This is a genomic window from Salinicola aestuarinus, assembly GCF_003206645.1.
GTDB lineage: Bacteria > Pseudomonadota > Gammaproteobacteria > Pseudomonadales > Halomonadaceae > Salinicola > Salinicola aestuarinus.
Window position 1 is genome coordinate 75337 of record NZ_PZJP01000001.1, and the last position, 17140, is coordinate 92476.

The 17140-nt window shown below is 63.5% G+C and carries 13 protein-coding genes; 8 read left to right on the top strand and 5 right to left on the bottom strand.

Annotated features, from left to right (window positions below; all coding sequences use genetic code 11):
• Positions 1-105 precede the first annotated feature (105 nt).
• On the bottom strand, positions 106-1512 hold the full coding sequence (gene glnA / locus DOM41_RS00330) for a glutamate--ammonia ligase (protein WP_110684855.1): 1407 nt from the start codon (positions 1510-1512) through the stop codon (positions 106-108).
• A gap of 527 nt (positions 1513-2039) precedes the next feature.
• On the opposite strand from glnA, the gene DOM41_RS00335 reads away from it, so the two are divergent.
• Complete coding sequence (locus tag DOM41_RS00335) at positions 2040-2975, top strand: polysaccharide deacetylase family protein (protein WP_157956803.1); 936 nt, start codon at positions 2040-2042, stop codon at positions 2973-2975.
• Here DOM41_RS00335 and DOM41_RS00340 read toward each other — a convergent pair.
• Together DOM41_RS00340 and DOM41_RS00345 are read right to left on the bottom strand one after the other, a co-directional pair.
• Positions 2972-4624, bottom strand: coding sequence for a methyl-accepting chemotaxis protein (locus DOM41_RS00340; RefSeq protein WP_188112340.1), 1653 nt, complete (start codon positions 4622-4624; stop codon positions 2972-2974). The two genes, DOM41_RS00335 and DOM41_RS00340, sit on opposite strands and share 4 nt — an antisense overlap.
• Before the next feature lie 171 nt (positions 4625-4795).
• A complete protein-coding gene (locus tag DOM41_RS00345; protein WP_188112341.1) occupies positions 4796-5350 on the bottom strand; it encodes a nucleotidyltransferase family protein in 555 nt (184 codons plus the stop codon).
• A gap of 266 nt (positions 5351-5616) precedes the next feature.
• On the opposite strand from DOM41_RS00345, the gene typA reads away from it, so the two are divergent.
• From typA to DOM41_RS00370, 5 genes are all read left to right on the top strand, one after another.
• Positions 5617-7467, top strand: a complete 1851-nt coding sequence (gene typA, locus DOM41_RS00350) for a translational GTPase TypA (protein WP_110684858.1) — start codon at positions 5617-5619, stop codon at positions 7465-7467.
• A 424-nt stretch (positions 7468-7891) separates the two neighbouring features.
• On the top strand, positions 7892-8680 hold the full coding sequence (locus DOM41_RS00355; protein ID WP_110684859.1) for an ABC transporter ATP-binding protein: 789 nt from the start codon (positions 7892-7894) through the stop codon (positions 8678-8680).
• 84 nt (positions 8681-8764) lie between these two features.
• Positions 8765-9469 (top strand): ABC transporter ATP-binding protein, encoded by a 705-nt coding sequence (locus DOM41_RS00360; RefSeq protein ID WP_110684860.1) that lies wholly within the window; start codon positions 8765-8767, stop codon positions 9467-9469.
• 90 nt (positions 9470-9559) lie between these two features.
• Entirely contained in the window at positions 9560-10558 is a 999-nt protein-coding gene (locus DOM41_RS00365; RefSeq protein WP_110684861.1) for a branched-chain amino acid ABC transporter permease, read from the top strand.
• Entirely contained in the window at positions 10558-11850 is a 1293-nt protein-coding gene (locus DOM41_RS00370; RefSeq protein ID WP_110684862.1) for a branched-chain amino acid ABC transporter permease, read from the top strand. Before DOM41_RS00365 ends, DOM41_RS00370 begins: the two co-directional genes overlap by 1 nt.
• A 129-nt stretch (positions 11851-11979) precedes the next feature.
• Here DOM41_RS00370 and DOM41_RS00375 read toward each other — a convergent pair whose 3' ends face one another.
• Entirely contained in the window at positions 11980-13182 is a 1203-nt protein-coding gene (locus tag DOM41_RS00375) for an ABC transporter substrate-binding protein (protein WP_110684863.1), read from the bottom strand.
• A 242-nt stretch (positions 13183-13424) separates the two neighbouring features.
• Here DOM41_RS00375 and DOM41_RS00380 point away from each other — a divergent pair, with 242 nt between their 5' ends.
• Positions 13425-13724: a hypothetical protein gene (locus DOM41_RS00380; RefSeq protein ID WP_110684864.1), complete on the top strand. Its 300-nt coding sequence runs from the start codon at positions 13425-13427 to the stop codon at positions 13722-13724.
• 167 nt (positions 13725-13891) lie between these two features.
• On the opposite strand, the gene DOM41_RS00385 is transcribed toward DOM41_RS00380, so the two are convergent.
• Entirely contained in the window at positions 13892-14263 is a 372-nt protein-coding gene (locus tag DOM41_RS00385; RefSeq protein WP_110684865.1) for a hypothetical protein, read from the bottom strand.
• 472 nt (positions 14264-14735) lie between these two features.
• On the opposite strand from DOM41_RS00385, the gene katG reads away from it, so the two are divergent.
• Positions 14736-17024, top strand: a complete 2289-nt coding sequence (katG, locus tag DOM41_RS00390; RefSeq protein WP_110684866.1) for a catalase/peroxidase HPI — start codon at positions 14736-14738, stop codon at positions 17022-17024.
• The last annotated feature ends 116 nt before the right edge of the window (positions 17025-17140 follow it).

Consider the following 17140-nt stretch of genomic DNA (forward strand, 5'->3'; position numbering starts at 1 on the left):
GAAAAGCCCTAACGAAAAAGCCCCACCGAAGTGGGGCTTTCGTTGCGCGGCCAGCGTAAGACGACTCGCTCTCACAGGTTGGCCGGCATCAGGCGCTGATCGAACTTAGACGCTGTAGTACAGCTCGAACTCGACCGGGTGGGTCGCCATGCGCAGGCGATCGACTTCTTCGTTCTTCAGCTCGATGTAGCCATCGATCATGCTGTCGGTGAAGACGCCACCCTCGGTGAGGAAGGCGCGATCGGCGTCGAGCGCTTCCAGGGCCTGATCGAGGCTGTTGGCCACGGTCGGGATCTTCTTGCCCTCTTCCGGCGGCAGGTCGTACAGATTCTTGTCCATGGCATCGCCCGGATGAATCTTGTTCTTGATGCCGTCGATACCGGCCATCAGCATCGCCGAGAAGGCGAGGTACGGGTTGGCGGTCGGGTCGGGGAAGCGAGTCTCGACACGCTTGCCTTTCGGGCTCGAGGTGTACGGAATACGGATCGAGGCGGAGCGGTTGCGCGCGCTGTAGGCGAGCATGACCGGCGCTTCGAAGCCCGGCACCAGACGCTTGTAGGAGTTGGTCGACGCGTTGGTGAAGGCGTTCAGGGCACGTGCGTGCTTGATGATGCCGCCGATGTAGTAGAGCGCCATCTCGGACAGGCCCGCGTACTCGTCGCCCGCGAACTGGTTGGTGCCGTCTTTCCAGAAGGACTGGTGCACGTGCATGCCGGAGCCGTTGTCGCCGACCAGGGGCTTGGGCATGAACGTCGCGGTCTTGCCGTAGGCGTGGGCGACGTTGTGGATGACGTACTTCATCTCCTGAACTTCGTCGGCCTTCTTCACCAGCGTGTTGAACTTGACGCCGATCTCGTTCTGGCCGGCGTTCGCCACCTCGTGGTGATGAACTTCGACGCCCTGGCCGATAGCCTGAAGCGTGTTGCACATCGCGCTGCGGATGTCGTGGAAGCTGTCAACCGGCGGGACCGGAAAGTAGCCGCCCTTGACGCGCGGACGGTGCGCCAGGTTGCCGCCTTCGAACTGACGATCCGTGGCCCAGGCGCCCTCTTCCGAGGAGATCTTGTACATCGAGCCTTCGATGTCGGTCTTGAAGTGGACCTCGTCGAAGATGAAGAACTCGGGCTCCGGACCAAAGAAGGCGGTGTCGCCAAGGCCGGTGCTGTTGAGGTAGGCCTCGGCACGCTTGGCGATGGAGCGCGGATCACGCTCGTAGCCCTGCATGGTCGCCGGCTCGATGATGTCACAGCGCAGGATCAGCGTGGCGTCTTCGGTGAACGGGTCGAGAAAGCCGGTGCCGTCTTCCGGGCGCAGAATCATGTCCGACTCGTTGATGCCCTTCCAGCCTTCGATGGAGGAGCCGTCAAACATTTGGCCGTCTTCGAAGAACTCGTCGTCGACGGCGCTGGCCGGGATCGTGACGTGCTGCTCCTTGCCCTTGGTATCGGTAAAGCGCAGATCGATCCACTTGACGTCGTGTTCTTCGATAAGGGCGAGGGTTTTCTCAGACATGTTGTCCTCCACTGTGAGCTGGGGCTCGATTCGTTGGCGAATGTCCAACACCGCTTTTTAGCATGCACCAAAGGCGATTGCCCACGTGCACAACGTTTCCCAGACAAATGCAGAGAATGTGCCAAAATGGCGCAAACCCCATTAAAAGCCTTTTAGGCAACTGATTAAAAAGCACTTTTTTTAATATCGCGAAAAACATAAACGACTGAAATGACGCATCACATCCCAAATCGATAAAGCGAGCCGGCAGACGCGCACCATAAGGACGCCTTTATTCGTTCTTCTGCACCAAAAAAATGCATCCAGACGCCGGCCGTGACGTTCGCTTTCCGCCAAACCAACGAATATCCTCGATCACAGGAATCAGGACACAGGCATTCGATCGATCATCGCTTGGTAATAGCTGCTGTATCGATAAACCGGGGTCGTAGACGCGGCAGAGTCGCGCCGCAAAGGGAGTTGCGATGGCCAGGATAGAACGCCCACAGAGTGTGGTTCAGCGTCTTCGCGGCCATTGGCGGCGCAGCGTGAGCGAACCCCTTTGGGGCCGTAGTGCGATACTTGCGATCAACCGCGTTCTCGCCAGCGAGGATGAGGCGCGCCTGCCGCATCGGCGACATTACTGTCTGGGGCCGGAGAGTCTCGAGCAGCTGATCGCAAGCCTGGCCGAGAGCGCACAGCTCGTCAGCCTGAATCACGCGCTGCAGCTACACCATGACCAGCTTCCGCGGATCGCGCTGACCATCGACGGTGGCTGGCGCGACGTCGCCACGCAGATTCATCCCACCCTCGAGCGGCTAGCCTTTCCCGCCAGCGTGTTCTTGCCCGACCCCAGCCTGCGCCAGCCATGGATGCCGGATCGTCTGTCGATCGCCGAAGCGCTGTGGCATGACGAGAGCGATCACGGACGCATCGCGGCTCGCCTGGCGGATCTGGGGCTGCCGCGCGCGCCCCACGGCGGCTGCGACGAGCGCAAGAGTCACGCCATCGACGAGTATATGGAGGCGCTAACGACGAGCGGGACGATTCCGCTCAGGGAGATCGCCGATCGCCTGTGGCGTGAAGAGTCGAGCGGGGAAGAGGGCTATGCAGGCGCGGCGCTCGATGCCTTCAGCGTGCGCCGGCTGGATCATGGAGGACTACTGCGCTTTGGTCAGCTGACCGATGTCGCGGCGCTCGCCGCCAGCTGCGATGCCCGGCGGGCGCTACAGAGCGGTCGCCAACGGCTGGCGCGGCTCTGTCGCGAGCCGCTGGCGATTCGCGCCTGCACCGACGTCGGCGACATCGGTCGACTGGACCGCTTCACCCCGCTCGACGCCGAGGCGCGCTGGCTGACGCGGACGCCGGGCTGGCTGGAGCCCGGCGTCCATGCGAAGCACCTGCCACGTTTCGTCATCGACCAGCCGCTGGCCAGCAGCTCCGGAAAGCTCTTCGACTGGCTGCTAGGGCACCTGCCGGCCTAGGCCGGCAACGCTCGGGGAGCCTCACCGCGCCGCGACGTCTCAGGCGCCGACGAGGCGGCTGTGGCATTCGACGCATCCGTATCGCCGATCTCGAACGACGCCATGGCGGCCAACAGCTGGTTCGCCTGCTCCCTCAGGGCGTGGGTGGCGCGCTGACTCTGATCCGCCATACCGGCATTCTGCTGCGTCGTGCGGTCCAGCTCGTTGACCGCGTCACCGACCTGACTCACGCCCATGCGCTGCTCCGCACTCGCCTGACTGATCTCCGCCATGAGGCTGCTCACACGGCGAATGGCCGCCAGCACATCGTCGATCGTCGAACCGGCACGATCCACCAGCTGCGTGCCGTCGGTGGTCCGTTTGACGCTGCTGTCGATCAACCCGCGAATGTCGCGTGCCGCTTCAGCGGCGCGCCCCGCCAGATTGCGCACTTCGCTGGCCACCACGGCAAAGCCGCGTCCGTGCTCGCTGGCGCGCGCCGCCTCGACCGAGGCATTCAGCGCCAGAATGTTGGTCTGGAAGGCGATGTCGTCGATCAGGCTGACGATATCGGCGATCCGATTCGACTCCTGATTGATCTCTCGCATCGTCGTGACGACCTCCGAGAAAGCTTCACCGGCGCGCTCGGCAACCGCCGCCGCCTCCGTGGCGAACTGATCCCCCTGCGCCGCGTTGTCGGCATTCTGGCGCACCGTCGAGTCGAGCTCTTCCATTGACGACGACGTCTGTTCGAGCGCCGCAGCCTGAGATTGCGTTCGCGAGGCAAGCAGGCGATTGTCCTCGTCGATCCGCACGCTCGCCGCGGCCACGGCATTGGCCCCCTGGCGCACGTCAGCCACGGTTTCGCGGAGGGTCGCCGCGGTTTTCTCAAGCTCGCCCATGATGCTCCGACCGGGGCGCGCTCGGGAGGCCACGATGTCCAGACGCCCACGCCCGATGGCCGCCGCCAGCGAACGCACCTCAGCGGGCTCGGCACCCAGCGTGCGTTTGAGCCAGAGGGTCAAGCCGGTGGCGAGTGCGATACCCAGCACCAGGGCGACACCGCAAAGGGCGATCATCAACCAGCGGAAGCCGGCCGCGACCCCGCGCACCTCCGCCACTTCCTCTTGATTGAGGGCTCCCTGATAGTCGATGAAGGCGTTGATGGCGCCGAGCCAGTCAATCAGTGCCGGGCGGGCTTCTTCGAGCACCAGCATCTGAGCCGAGTAATTGGCGCCGTTGCCACGGAGTTCGAGCACCCTGGCAATGATCGGTAGCGTTCGCGCCTGGGCGGCTTCGATCCCGGCGTAGAGCGAACTGTCTCGTTCCGTGGTATTGGCCGGCTCGGCGAGAATCGCCTGCATCTTCTGCTCGGCGACGACGAACGTCGCTCCCAGGCGCTCGATCAGCGCGAGCACGTCGGGCACCTCGCTATTGTCGACCAGCGTAAGGTCACGGATGGCGATGGCACGATCGTGGACACTGCCGCGCATATCGACGGCGTAGCGCTGTTTGACGCTATTCACGTCATTGATGTGTGACAGACCGCTGTCGATGGTCTGGACGCGCCAGACCCCGACGGCCGTCACGGTTAGCATCAACCCGAGAATGACGGCAAAACCGCAACCCAGGCGGGCGCCCAGGCTCATGTCACGCAAGATTCTGATCATTGGCGGTACCGGACTTCCTGTCAGTGAGCGAGATCGCCCCCTCACAGGACGATGGAATAGCCTTCGGCCTGCCGGCATCGATCTTGAGATTCCCCGTATTGGACATTGGTCGTACCCAATCGCCCTGCTCACTCACCAACCCGCGCCAACGCTGGCCAGAAGGGGCCATGCTCACGGCACCGGTTTCAGCATCGGCCATCGCTGGCGCCAGCCTTTTCGAGCGACGCGCTCGTGGAATACGGCGGGGTTGGCGTGTCGCGGGTTATGGCTCAGCTGCCCCGCCATCAGTGACACCAGGCCGAGTGGCGCGCTGAGGAGAAGTTCACCGTTGGCTTCCAGACGCACGGCCACGGCCGTCTCGCACTCGACCCAGAAGTGCATCGCGTGGGTCGCCGACTCATAGGGGGCATGACCCTGCCGGTGGTGCATCCTTGCCTGATTCTTTACCGACCAGGGCAGCGCCGAGCGGCGATGAAGTCGCTCGCCCAGCGCGTCGTCGCGTTCAGGGCGGGTATCGTCAGCGTCGAAATAGATCAGATCGATGTCGTTTAGCGGCGTCGACATCCCCCCGTGGAGGTGATCCCAGACCGCGTTGCGCACGAACCCCGCTGCAAGCCACCAGTCCGGCAGCGCCAGCGCTCGCGCTTCGGCAAGACGTGCCATGCGCCAGGCATCGTTGCGCAGGATCCGACGAAGGTCGGCGGCGAGGTCGTCGCGTTCAGTCATGCAGACTCCTGAAGGGGCAGCGGCTTGTCGTGACCCCGCCGGTGGCGCGGGCCAGCCGCGTGGTGACGCGAACTGACGTGAAATGGCCAGCAACCGGATAAACGGTGCTTCGAACGCACCGCACTCGACGAAAGTAGCCAGTCTCGCACCCTTGCCTGTACAATGCGCGCCCGACCCTCCTACCCGTGCCCAGGGTATGCGTCGATTCAGGCAAGAAGACGATCGACAGCCCTCGTGGGCGCACACATTTATATGGACAACGCCCCATGAGTGACAACGCTGACGCTCGCATTCAGAGCATTAGAAACATTGCCATCATCGCCCACGTCGACCACGGCAAGACGACGCTGGTCGACAAGCTCCTGAGCCAGTCCGGCACCCTGGACCGCAAGGCCGAAGGCCAGGAGCGGATCATGGACTCCAATGACCAGGAAAAAGAGCGCGGCATCACCATCCTGGCCAAGAACACCGCGATCCGCTGGAATGACGGCAACGACCGCGACTACCACATCAATATCGTCGACACCCCGGGACACGCCGATTTCGGTGGCGAAGTCGAGCGCGTGATGTCCATGGTCGACTCCGTGCTCCTGCTGGTCGATGCCGTCGACGGCCCGATGCCGCAGACCCGCTTCGTGACCCAGAAGGCGTTCGCCCAGGGCCTCAAGCCGATCGTTGTCGTCAACAAGATCGACCGTCCCGGTGCGCGTCCTGACTGGGTCATCGACCAGATCTTCGATTTGTTCGACAACCTCGGCGCGACCGACGAGCAGCTCGACTTCCCGATCATCTACTGCTCGGCGCTCAACGGCATCGCCGGCATGGAGCCGGATGCCCTCGAAGACGACATGACGCCGATGTTCAAGTCGATCGTCGACATCGTCGAGCCGCCGAAGGTCGAAATCGACGGCCCGTTCCAGATGCAGATCTCGGCGCTCGACTACAACAGCTACGTCGGCGTCATCGGCCTCGGCCGCATCAAGCGCGGCAGCGTCAAGCCGAGCCAGCAGATCAGCGTCATCACCAAGGAAGGCAACGTCCGCAAGGGCAAGGTCGGCCAGGTCATGACCCACCTGGGTCTCGACCGCGTGCAGACCGACGAAGCCACTGCCGGCGATATCGTCTGCATCACCGGTATCGAAGACCTGGCGATTTCCGACACGCTCTGCGAGCAGAGCGCGGTCGAGGCACTGCCGCCGCTATCGGTGGACGAGCCGACGGTCTCCATGACCTTCCAGGTCAACGACTCGCCGTTCGCCGGCAAGGAAGGCAAGTACGTCACCAGTCGTAACATCAAGGATCGCCTCGATCAGGAGCTGATCCACAACGTGGCGCTTCGCGTTGAGCAGGGCGAATCCGCCGAGAAGTTCAAGGTTTCCGGCCGTGGCGAGCTGCACCTGTCGGTGCTGGTCGAATCGATGCGCCGTGAAGGCTTCGAGCTGGCCGTGGGCCGCCCGGAAGTCATCATCCGTGAGATCGACGGCGTCAAACAGGAGCCGTACGAAGAAGTCATCATCGACTGCGAGGAGCAGCATCAGGGCTCGGTCATGGAAGAGCTCGGCTATCGCAAGGGTGAGCTTTCCAACATGAACCCGGACGGCAAGGGTCGTGTGCGTCTGGACTTCATCATCCCGGCGCGCGGCCTGATCGGCTTTCGCGGTCAGTTCCTGACGCTGACGTCGGGTACCGGCATCCTGACCAGCCGTTTCGATCACTACGGCCCGCTCAAGCCCGATGCCGCGGTCAAGCGCCGCAACGGCGTGCTGGTCTCGATGGTCTCCGGCAAGGCACTCGCCTACGCGCTTTTCGCCCTGCAGGATCGCGGCAAGCTGATCGTCGAGCACGGCACCGAGGTCTATGAGGGGATGCTGATCGGCATCAACAACCGGGCCGACGACATGGTGGTCAACCCGACCAAGGGCAAGAAGCTCGATAACATGCGCTCCACCGGCAACGATGAGAACATCGTGCTGACGCCGCCGATCCGCTTCACGCTGGAGCAGGCCGTGGAATTCCTCGATGACGACGAAGTCGTCGAAGTGACGCCGTCGCACATTCGGCTGCGCAAGAAGCACCTCACCGAGAACGAGCGCAAGCGCGCCGGCAAGAAGGGCTGAGTCTTCCCCCTTCCCTGCCGCTTAGTGAGATTCAACGGCCCGCCATTTGGCGGGCCGTTGTCGTTTCCGAGGGGTGTTTCCGGGATCGCCCGGCGCATGACGACCCGCGTCTCTCCCAGCGATATCGATGCCCGGGTCAACGGCCAGCGCTTTGACACGGATTGCACCGCAGCACCCAGTGAGACGGCGGAAGGGGCTGATTCCGGAGACGAAAACGGATTAAGATGAGGTCGAAGAGGGCCGTCGGTGGGGTCGACGCCCGCGTCATCGCGGCTTGCGTACGGCCAGACTGCGATCACAGCCGGCGCGCAGCACCGTACCCGAGCGCCACGCCGGCCCTGACGACTAGCCAAGTCCTAACAACTACCCAAGCCCTAACAACTAGCCAAGCCCTAACAACGAACAACGACACAGGGAAAAGCCGATGACACCCATCATCGACGTCCGCCACGTACGCAAGGCGTTCGGTGGCCTCACGGTTATCGACGACTGCTCGATTCAGGTCGAAAAAGGCTCGATTACCGGCATGATCGGCCCCAACGGTGCGGGCAAGTCGACACTCTTCAACATCATCGCCGGCAGTCTCTCCCCCGACAGCGGTGAGGTCCTGCTCAACGGCGAGGCAATCACTCACCTCTCCGCCAACCGCCGCTTCCACAAGGGCCTGCTGCGCACGTTTCAGATCGCTCATGAATTCAGCCATCTGAGCGCGCTGGAGAATCTCATGATGGTGCCGCCGGGTCAGGAGGGAGAAAACCTCTTCAGCACCTGGTTCAAGCCCGGCGAGGTCAAACGTCAAGAGACCGAGACGCGTCGGCGCGCGCTGGAAGTGCTCGACTTCGTGGGACTCTCCCACGTGCGTAACGAACTTGCCGGCAATCTCTCCGGCGGGCAGAAGAAGCTGCTCGAACTCGGCCGCACCATGATGACCGATGCCCGGGTCGTCCTGCTCGACGAGATCGCCGCCGGCGTCAACCGCACCCTGCTGGGCGACCTGATCAGCAATATCGAACGACTCAACCGAGAGCTCGGCTACACCTTCCTGGTGATCGAACACGACATGGAGATGATCGCCCGACTCTGCGATCCGGTCATCGTGCTCGCCCAGGGGCAGGTCATGAGGCAGGGATCGATCGAGGACATTCAGAACGACCCGGCGGTGATCGAGGCCTACTTCGGCGCCGACCCCGAGTCGGAGGCGGCCTCCGCCTAGCCAGACGCCAACGCCAGGCCCTACCCGACCGCCAGGCGGTCCGCTCATCAGCCAACAAGACAACAACGCAGACACGAGCCAACCATGCCTCTACTCGAAGCGATCGACGTTCACGGCGGCTACGGCGGCATGAACATCCTCAACGGCGTCGACATGACGATCGAGGCCGACGAGATCGGGGTGATCGTCGGCCCCAATGGCGCCGGCAAGTCCACCATGCTCAAGGCAATCTTCGGCCTGCTCACCATCACCGGTGGCGAGATTCGGCTCAGAGGCGAGCCGATCACCAACCTCTCTCCGCACAAGCTGGTCGAGCGCGGCATGGGATTCGTGCCGCAGGAGAAGAACATCTTCCCGAGTCTCTCCGTGGAGGAGAACCTGGAGATGGGCGCCTTTCTCAAGCCCGCCACCGCCTCTCGCCTCAAGCAGCAGATCTACGAGTTCTTTCCCCCGCTGAAGGAGAAACGCCGCCAGCCTGCCGGCGAGCTCTCCGGCGGCCAGCGCCAGATGGTCGCGATGGGCCGGGCGCTGATGAACGAGCCCAGCGTGCTGCTGCTGGACGAACCCACCGCCGGTCTCTCGCCGCGCTACATGAACGAAATCTTCGAGCGGGTGAAAACGATCACTGAGGCCGGCGTCGGCGTGCTGATGGTCGAGCAGAACGCCAAGCAGGCGCTGCGCATTGCCGACAAGGGCTTCGTGCTCGCCGCCGGCCAGAACCGCTTCACCGATACCGGTCAGGCGCTGCTCGACGATCCCGAGGTCGCCAGGAGCTTTCTGGGCGGCTGAGCCCGGGCCAAGGCCCAAGCCGACGATTCCAACGACAACGACGCTTGCAACGACAGCGATGACGCCAATGACAACGATCGAGACTTCGCCGTGAATGAGCTGATTTATTTCTTCAACTATGTGGTCGTAGCGGGCAGCGTCACCGGCAGCATCTACGCCATGGGCGCAATCGGGGTGACGCTGATCTACAGCATTCTGCGTTTCGCCCACTTTGCCCACGCCGACATGATGACCCTTGGCGCCTTTCTGGTGCTGTTGCTGACGCTGCTGTTTCCCCATGCCGGCGAACCGCTCGGCCTCCCGACGGCGGTCGTCATGCTGCCGATCGCCATGGTGCTGACCTCGCTGGCCGCGGTGGGCATCGACCGCGTCTTCTATCAGCCGCTGCGCAACCATGGCGTCAAGCCGATCGTCCTGGTGATCGCCTCGCTCGGCGTCACCCTGATGCTGCAGGGGCTGATCCGGCTCTTCTCCGGCACCGGCGCCCAGAGTCTCTACGTCGATGCGCGCAAGGAGATCTTCCGCCTCGAGGTGCCCGGCGTCACGCGGCCGATCATCCTCACCGAGCCGCAGATCATCCTGTTCGTGGTGACGATCGCCAGCGTCATCGCGCTGCATCTGTTTCTGACCCGCTCGCGGCTAGGCAAGGCGATGCGGGCGATGTCGGACAACCCGGATCTCGCCCGCGCTTCCGGCATCAATACCCGACTCATCGTCACCCTGACCTGGGTGATCGCCGGATCGCTGGCGACGCTCGCCGGCACGCTGCTGTCACTGGACGTTGCCTTCAAGCCGGATCTGAGCTTCTTCCTGCTGCTGCCGATCTTCGCCGCGGCCATCGTCGGCGGCGTCGGCCACCCCTTCGGCGCCGTCGCCGGCGGCTTTCTGGTGGGCTTTGCCGAAACGCTCGCCGTCTTCAACTGGTCGGTCCTCCTGCGCCCGCTGCGCGACAGCCTGCCGAGCTGGATCGAGCTACCCAACAACCTCGCGCTGGTCGGCACCGAGTACAAGATCGTGGTGCCGTTCTTCATCCTGATCGCGGTTTTGATCTGGCGTCCGACCGGTCTGTTCAAAGGGAAGGTGATCTGATGACGACTCCCCAGCATTCATCCTCCCGCCCCACCGTGCCCACCCGCGAGCTGGTTCTGTTCGGGGGCCTGATCGTCGTCGTGCTCGGCGTGTTCTTCGCCATGGGCGGCGCCTACGCCACGCGCATGCTGGTCGAGGCCGCCTGCTACGCGATCCTGGCTCTCGGCCTGACCATCCAGTGGGGCTACGCCGGCCAGTTCAACGCCGGCATCATGGGCTTCGTCGCCCTGGGCGGCTTCTCCGCTACCTTCTTCAGCATCCCGGTCAATCATGACTTCTGGTCAAGCGACCTGCCCGGACGTCTCGGCGGCGTGCTGCTTGCCATCGTCGCGGCGATCGCGCTGGTCGTTGCCGTCAGCCGGATCGACCGGCTCGGCGTCCCCAAGCTGGCGCGGACCCTTATCACGATTCTCGTCGGGCTGATCGCCTACCTGGTGGTCATCAGCTGGCTGCGGGAGGTCACCGGCGACATCGAATCCCAGGTCGACTTCATCGGCGGGCTGGGGCTGCCGGTGTGGGTCGGCTGGATCGTCGGCGGCCTGCTCGCCGGCGGCGTGGGCTATCTGATCGGGCACATCTGCCTCGGGCTGCGGGCGGACTATCTGGTCATCGCCACGCTGGGTATCGCCGAGATCATCAAGGCGTTTCTCAAGAACTCCGACTGGCTGACCCGCGGTACCGCCACCATCTCGCCGCTGCCGTGGCCGGTGCCCTCGCCGGGCGAGGTCGGCTTCATCACCGCCCGGGCGCTCTATCTGTCGGTGACGGTGGTGATGATCGCGGTGATCTTCTTTCTGCTCCACCGTGCCTATCACGCGCCCTGGGGCCGAATGATCCGCGCCATCCGCGACAACGAAGTCTCGGCGGCGGCGATGGGCAAGTCGATCAACCGCCGGCGTCAGGAAATCTTCGTCTTCGGCTGCGTGCTCATGGGCATCGGCGGGGCCGCGCTGACCAGCTTCACCGGCATCTTCGACGCTCAGGGCTATCTGCCGCTCAATCACACCTTCCTGGTGCTGGTGATGGTGATTCTCGGCGGGCCCGGCAATAATCTCGGCACGCTTTTCGGCGCCGTGCTGGTCTACGTGATCTGGATCATGTCCGGACCGATGGCGCTGGCACTGGCGCACTTCGTCGCCGAGCTCGGCGGGATGTGGTTCGACTGGCAACCAGGCAATATGGATAGCCAGGCGCTGCAGGCGCGGGTGTTCGTTATCGGGCTGCTGATCCTGATGGTGCTGCGCTTCGCCCCGCGTGGACTGATTCCAGAGAAAGTGGCGCACCACGACTGAGGTTCGAAACGGCGACGCGCCGACGCAACCGCAACGAAAAAACCCCGGGCCAATGCCCGGGGTTTCTTGTAGCGGCGCCGCGACCGGCAGCGAGTGATCACGCCTCTACCGGCCCTTGGGTGACGCTATTCAGTCACCAATTGGTCCCTTGGTGACGAACTGGCCGTCCTCGACTGCCATCTCGACCACGATGCCCGGTACGTCGCCGTTGTCGTCGAACTCATGGTCGCCGGCGGCGCCCTGATAATCGACCTCGGTGCCTTCGCCGATCAGGCGCTTCGCCTTCTCCCACTCCCCGGGAAGGATCGTCTCGCCCGGCGCGGTGGCCACGTCGCGCAGCGCCTGGGAGAGCCCTTCGCGGTCGGCACTGCCGTTCTTCTCGATCGCCATCGCCAGCAGGAAGGCGGCGTCATAGGACTGCGCCGCGAACACCGCGCTGGGATCGATCCCGGCTTCCTCGGCGAGCTCGGTGAAGGTGTCGGTACCCGGCGAATCCGGCGACCCCGGGCGCGTCGCGATCATCCCCTCGAGTACATCCGAACCCACGGCCTCGACCAGCGAGTTGCCGACCATGCCGTCGGCCCCGGCGAACTGTGAGAAGGCACCGCTTTCATAGGCCTGGCGCAGAATCGTTTGACCGGAGGTGTCGGCATAAGCCAGCACGACCAGTGTCTGCGACCCACTGGCAGAGAGCTGACCGATCTCCGAGCGATAGTCGGCGCGATTGTCCTCATGCGCCAGGTTCGCCGAGATCGAGCCGCCTTCGGCTTCGTAGGTCTCGGTGAAAGCGCTGTCGAGCCCCTGACCATAGTCGTTGTTGACGTAGGTGACCGCGAGGTCCTCGATCCCCTTGGAGAGCAGCAGCTTGGCGAGCTGCTCGCCCTGGAAGGCATCCGATGGCACGGTGCGGAAGACCAGATCGTCGTCATCGAGATCCGTCACCGCCGGCGCGGTGGAGGCCGGCGAAACCATTACCACACCGCCCGGAATCGCCGCGTTGTTGGCCGCAGCGATGGTCGCACCGGTGCAGAGCGCGCCAACGATCGCCGTCACCTGCTCGCTGTTGACCAGCCGGTCGGCCGCGTTGGAGGCTGCCGCCGCGTCCGAACAGGTGGTATCGCCCGACGGCATCGCCATCGTCTCGCCGTCGAGCAGCCCGCCCTGGGCGTTGACCTCCTCGACCGCCAGCTTGGCGCCGTCGAAGATCGGCGGCGTGAGACTTTCGATGCCGCCAGTGAATCCGCCGAGAAAACCGACCTTCACATCCGCCTGCGCTGCGACACCGCAGACTGAGCCGGCCGCGATGGCCAGCGCCAGAACCGTCTTTTTCATGGTGAGCGTCACTCTCTTTGTTGTGGTTCGAGGTTAAGTGTTGCTGGGTGATAATCTTGAAAGATGCATCGGATTGTTATGGATCGACACGTCGCATAGCGACGCTTTCACTCTGCTGTGCCCCCCTGAAAAAGACAAGCCTTCGTCGCCTCACCACTCCGCGATCCGGCGCATCGCGTTCGGCAACAACGCCCAATCCGCGCTACCCTTTCGTCGTCAATCACGTCGACAAGGAGAGAGCCATGCACAAGCACGTCGAATGGGATGCCCCCGGCGGCGAGAGCGTCGATAGCCACTATGCCAAGGATCCCCAGCACCGAGTCGAACCGCACCCCGGCATGATTCTCACCGCGCACTACAAGGGCGCGACGGCCCGGATCAAGGTCGAGGCGTACAAGGATGGCGTCAGCATCGGCGAGATCGCCGCGCTGATCGATGACGGCGGCACCCGCCACGACAGCCATGCCGGGCTCGAGATCGGCGACATGGTCCGCCTGCCCGACGACAAGCGCGCCTTCCAGGCCCCGGGCAACGACGACTGACCGGTCGTCGACAACGCGCTACCGTCAACGTCCCGCCAAACGAAAAAACCCCGGACCTCGAGAGGACCGGGGAAGCTGGAGGTACCGGGAAATATCGGGTACCGCTCAAGACGTTTTGCTGACTGACACCTCTCGCGCCATCAAGCGCGAGCGTGTCCCTGCGTCGATCAGTCGATGCTGGCGACGGACAATTCGACGTTGCCTTGCGGGGCACTGCCACCGTTGACGTTCTCGAGCGCCTGGCCTGCAGCAACGCTATGGCCCTGGCTGACGCGTTCCGCGTTACCGCCGGTGAGGTGCGTGCCGCGCTGAGTCTGCTCGGCCACCTGCGCCAGCGAGCGATCGGCCTCCGCGCTATGGCCGCCGCTGACGGTATCGAGTCGGTACTGTGTGGGTAACGCCTGATAGTCGGCAGTGGCCTGCGTGTTCAACGGTTCACTGAGCGCGTCGAAGGCTTTTTCGGTCATCACACTGTTGGCCTGGGCGGCAGCGGGAACTGCGAGGGCAAGCGCGAGTGCGGCGAGGATGCGATTTTTCATAATGAATCTCCAAAAGCTGTCGTTGGCGTGGCTGGTGCTGCCCAACCGATGACGCCATTTTGGAGCAAACATTATTAGGGTGTTAACGAACCACACCGAAGGCGACTATCGATACCGTTGATAGGTGGCCGTCTACGCCATCGGGATGTCGATACTCAGGAATTCCTCGCCATCATGGTGTTAGTCAGACCACCCTCTCGCACCACCCTGTCGCACTACCCTCTCGCATCGCCCTTTCTCCTCCCGCCGCTGCTGTTGCATAGCGAAAGTCGAACGCCCGCTTAGCCAGAAGTCATCGTCAAATCCCACCGCTGATTCCCAAGTTTACTTATGCTTGGAGTTCGGCCGTGATGCCAGGACGCGGACGGCGCCGCCAGCGCCACGTGGATCCTCTGCGCCTTGTCACGCCGCCTCGTCAGTACCCATGAGAGCTGCAATAGAAGTCGACTCAACGACGTTAAGGACGGACAGCATGAGCGAAGAGATCAAGATTACAGGCAAGTGTCCTTTCGCCGGGAATTCGGTGGGAGGCGTAGCCGGCTCCGAGCCCACCACCGATCACTGGTGGCCCAACCGCCTCAAGGTGGAGCTGCTGAACCAGAATTCCCCAGCCTCCAGCCCCCAGGACCCCGATTTCGATTATTCCGAGGCCTTCAATCAGCTGGATCTCGCCGACATCAAGCGAGAGATCAAGGCGCTGCTGACCTCGTCAGTGGATTGGTGGCCGTCCGACTATGGCAACTACGGGCCGCAGATGATCCGCATGGCGTGGCACTCTGCCGGCACCTACCGCATCGCCGATGGCCGCGGTGGCGCCGGCGAAGCCATGCAGCGCTTCGCCCCGATCAATAGCTGGTGGGACAACGGCAACGTCGACAAGTCCCGCCGTCTGCTCTGGCCCATCAAACAAAAATACGGTGCTGCCATCTCCTGGGCGGATTTGATCGTGCTCACCGGTAACTGCTCGCTGGAGATCATGAACTTCCCGACCTTCGGCTTTGCCGGGGGCCGTATCGACGCCTGGGAACCCGACAATCTGACCTACTGGGGCCCGGAATCCTGGTATGGCAAGAAGATCGAAGACGCGCCGCACGGCCCGTTCGAAGGCCACCCGGACCAGATGGTCAATCGCGATCTGCGCTGGACCGGCGAACCCGGTGACGAACGCTATGATCTCGAAGCCCCGCTGGCAGCCTCCAACTCGAACCTGATCTACGTCGACCCGGAAGGTTCGGCCAAGCAGGGTATCCCGGAAGACTCTGCCGCCGACATCCGTACCACCTTCGGCCGCATGGCGATGAATGACGAAGAGACCGTCGCCCTGATCGCCGGTGGTCACGCCTTCGGCAAGTCTCACGGCATGACCCCGCCGGACCAGATCGGCTTTGCCCCGGAGGGCGCGCCGATGGAAGCCCAGGGTCTGGGCTGGCACAACCCGCGCGGCAAGGGTAATGCCGAAGACACCATGACCAACGGGATCGAAGGCTCCTGGACGCAGAACCCGACCCAGTGGGACAACAGCTATCTCGAGAACCTGTTCAACTTCGAGTGGGAGAAGACGAAGAGTCCCGCCGGGTCGTTGCAGTGGACACCGGTCGACAGAAACGCCCCGCGCACGCCGGACGCGCACCTGACGGGCGTCGATCATCCGCTGATGATGATGACTTCCGACATCGCGCTGAAGGTCGACCCCGCCTATCGTCAGATCTGCGAAAAATTCCTTAACGACTTCGACTACTTCACCGACGCCTTCTCACGCGCCTGGTACAAGCTCACCCACCGCGACATGGGCCCCAAGGCACGCTATCTCGGCCCGGAAGTCCCGCAGGAAGAACTCCTCTGGCAGGACCCGATTCCCGCCGTCGACTTCGAGCTGGTCGATGCGCAGGATATCGCCGATCTCAAGAGTCGTATTCTAAGTTCCGGACCCAGCGTCTCCCAGCTGGCGGCCGTCGCCTGGGGAGCGGCCTCGACCTTCCGCACCTCCGACAAGCGCGGCGGTGCCGACGGTGCCCGCATCCGTCTGGCGCCCATGAAGGACTGGCCGGTCAACAACCCCGACGACCTCTCACAGGTGCTCGACGTACTGGAGGGCATCAAGCGCGACTTCGACGGTGCCCAGGCGGGCAACAAGAGGATCTCGCTGGCGGACCTGATCGTGCTGGGCGGCTGTGCTGCCGTCGAGCAAGCCGCCAAGGATGCCGGCGTCACCGTCGATGTGCCCTTCACACCGGGCCGCAACGATGCCACCCCCGAGCAGACCGACGAGCAGACCTTCCGCTGGCTCGAACCGGTTTCCGACGGCTTCCGGAACTTCCATCGCGACGACATCACGTACAACGTCTCGCCGGAGGAGATATTCCTGGATCGCGCCGCGCTGCTGGGGCTGTCGGCACCGGAGTGGACCGCGCTCACCGGCGGCCTGCGCGTGCTCGACATCAATGCCAAAGGCGCCTACCAGCGGCACGGGGTGTTTACCGACCGCCCCGGCGTACTGACCAACGACTTCTTCGTCAACCTGACCTCGCCGGACTTCGATTGGAAGAAAGTCGACGAAGAGGGCCTGACGTTCACTCTCGACGACCGCCGCAGCGGCCAGACTCACTTCCAGGCGACCCGCTGCGACCTGATCTTCGGCGCCAACTCCCAGCTGCGTCAGCTCAGTGAGTTCTACGCCCAGAAAGGCGGCCACGAGAAGCTCGTCCGCGACTTCGCCGCCGCCTGGAACAAGGTGATGATGCACGACCGCTTCGACGTCTGATCGCGCCTCGCGCACCACGACGTAACCGAACCCGGCGCCAGTGGCGCCGGGTTTTTTTATTCCAGCGATGAGCGCCGGCTGGTGTCGACTTCGTCACATGTATTTCACACCCCGCG

Coding starts and splice junctions, on each gene's coding strand:
- DOM41_RS00385 (WP_110684865.1), bottom strand. CDS start 14,263: ATGAAAAATCGCATCCTCGCCGCACTCGCGCTTGCCCTCGCAGTTCCC.
- typA (WP_110684858.1), top strand. CDS start 5,617: ATGAGTGACAACGCTGACGCTCGCATTCAGAGCATTAGAAACATTGCC.
- DOM41_RS00340 (WP_188112340.1), bottom strand. CDS start 4,624: ATGATCAGAATCTTGCGTGACATGAGCCTGGGCGCCCGCCTGGGTTGC.
- katG (WP_110684866.1), top strand. CDS start 14,736: ATGAGCGAAGAGATCAAGATTACAGGCAAGTGTCCTTTCGCCGGGAAT.
- DOM41_RS00360 (WP_110684860.1), top strand. CDS start 8,765: ATGCCTCTACTCGAAGCGATCGACGTTCACGGCGGCTACGGCGGCATG.
- DOM41_RS00370 (WP_110684862.1), top strand. CDS start 10,558: ATGACGACTCCCCAGCATTCATCCTCCCGCCCCACCGTGCCCACCCGC.
- DOM41_RS00375 (WP_110684863.1), bottom strand. CDS start 13,182: ATGAAAAAGACGGTTCTGGCGCTGGCCATCGCGGCCGGCTCAGTCTGC.
- DOM41_RS00355 (WP_110684859.1), top strand. CDS start 7,892: ATGACACCCATCATCGACGTCCGCCACGTACGCAAGGCGTTCGGTGGC.
- DOM41_RS00380 (WP_110684864.1), top strand. CDS start 13,425: ATGCACAAGCACGTCGAATGGGATGCCCCCGGCGGCGAGAGCGTCGAT.
- DOM41_RS00345 (WP_188112341.1), bottom strand. CDS start 5,350: ATGACTGAACGCGACGACCTCGCCGCCGACCTTCGTCGGATCCTGCGC.
- glnA (WP_110684855.1), bottom strand. CDS start 1,512: ATGTCTGAGAAAACCCTCGCCCTTATCGAAGAACACGACGTCAAGTGG.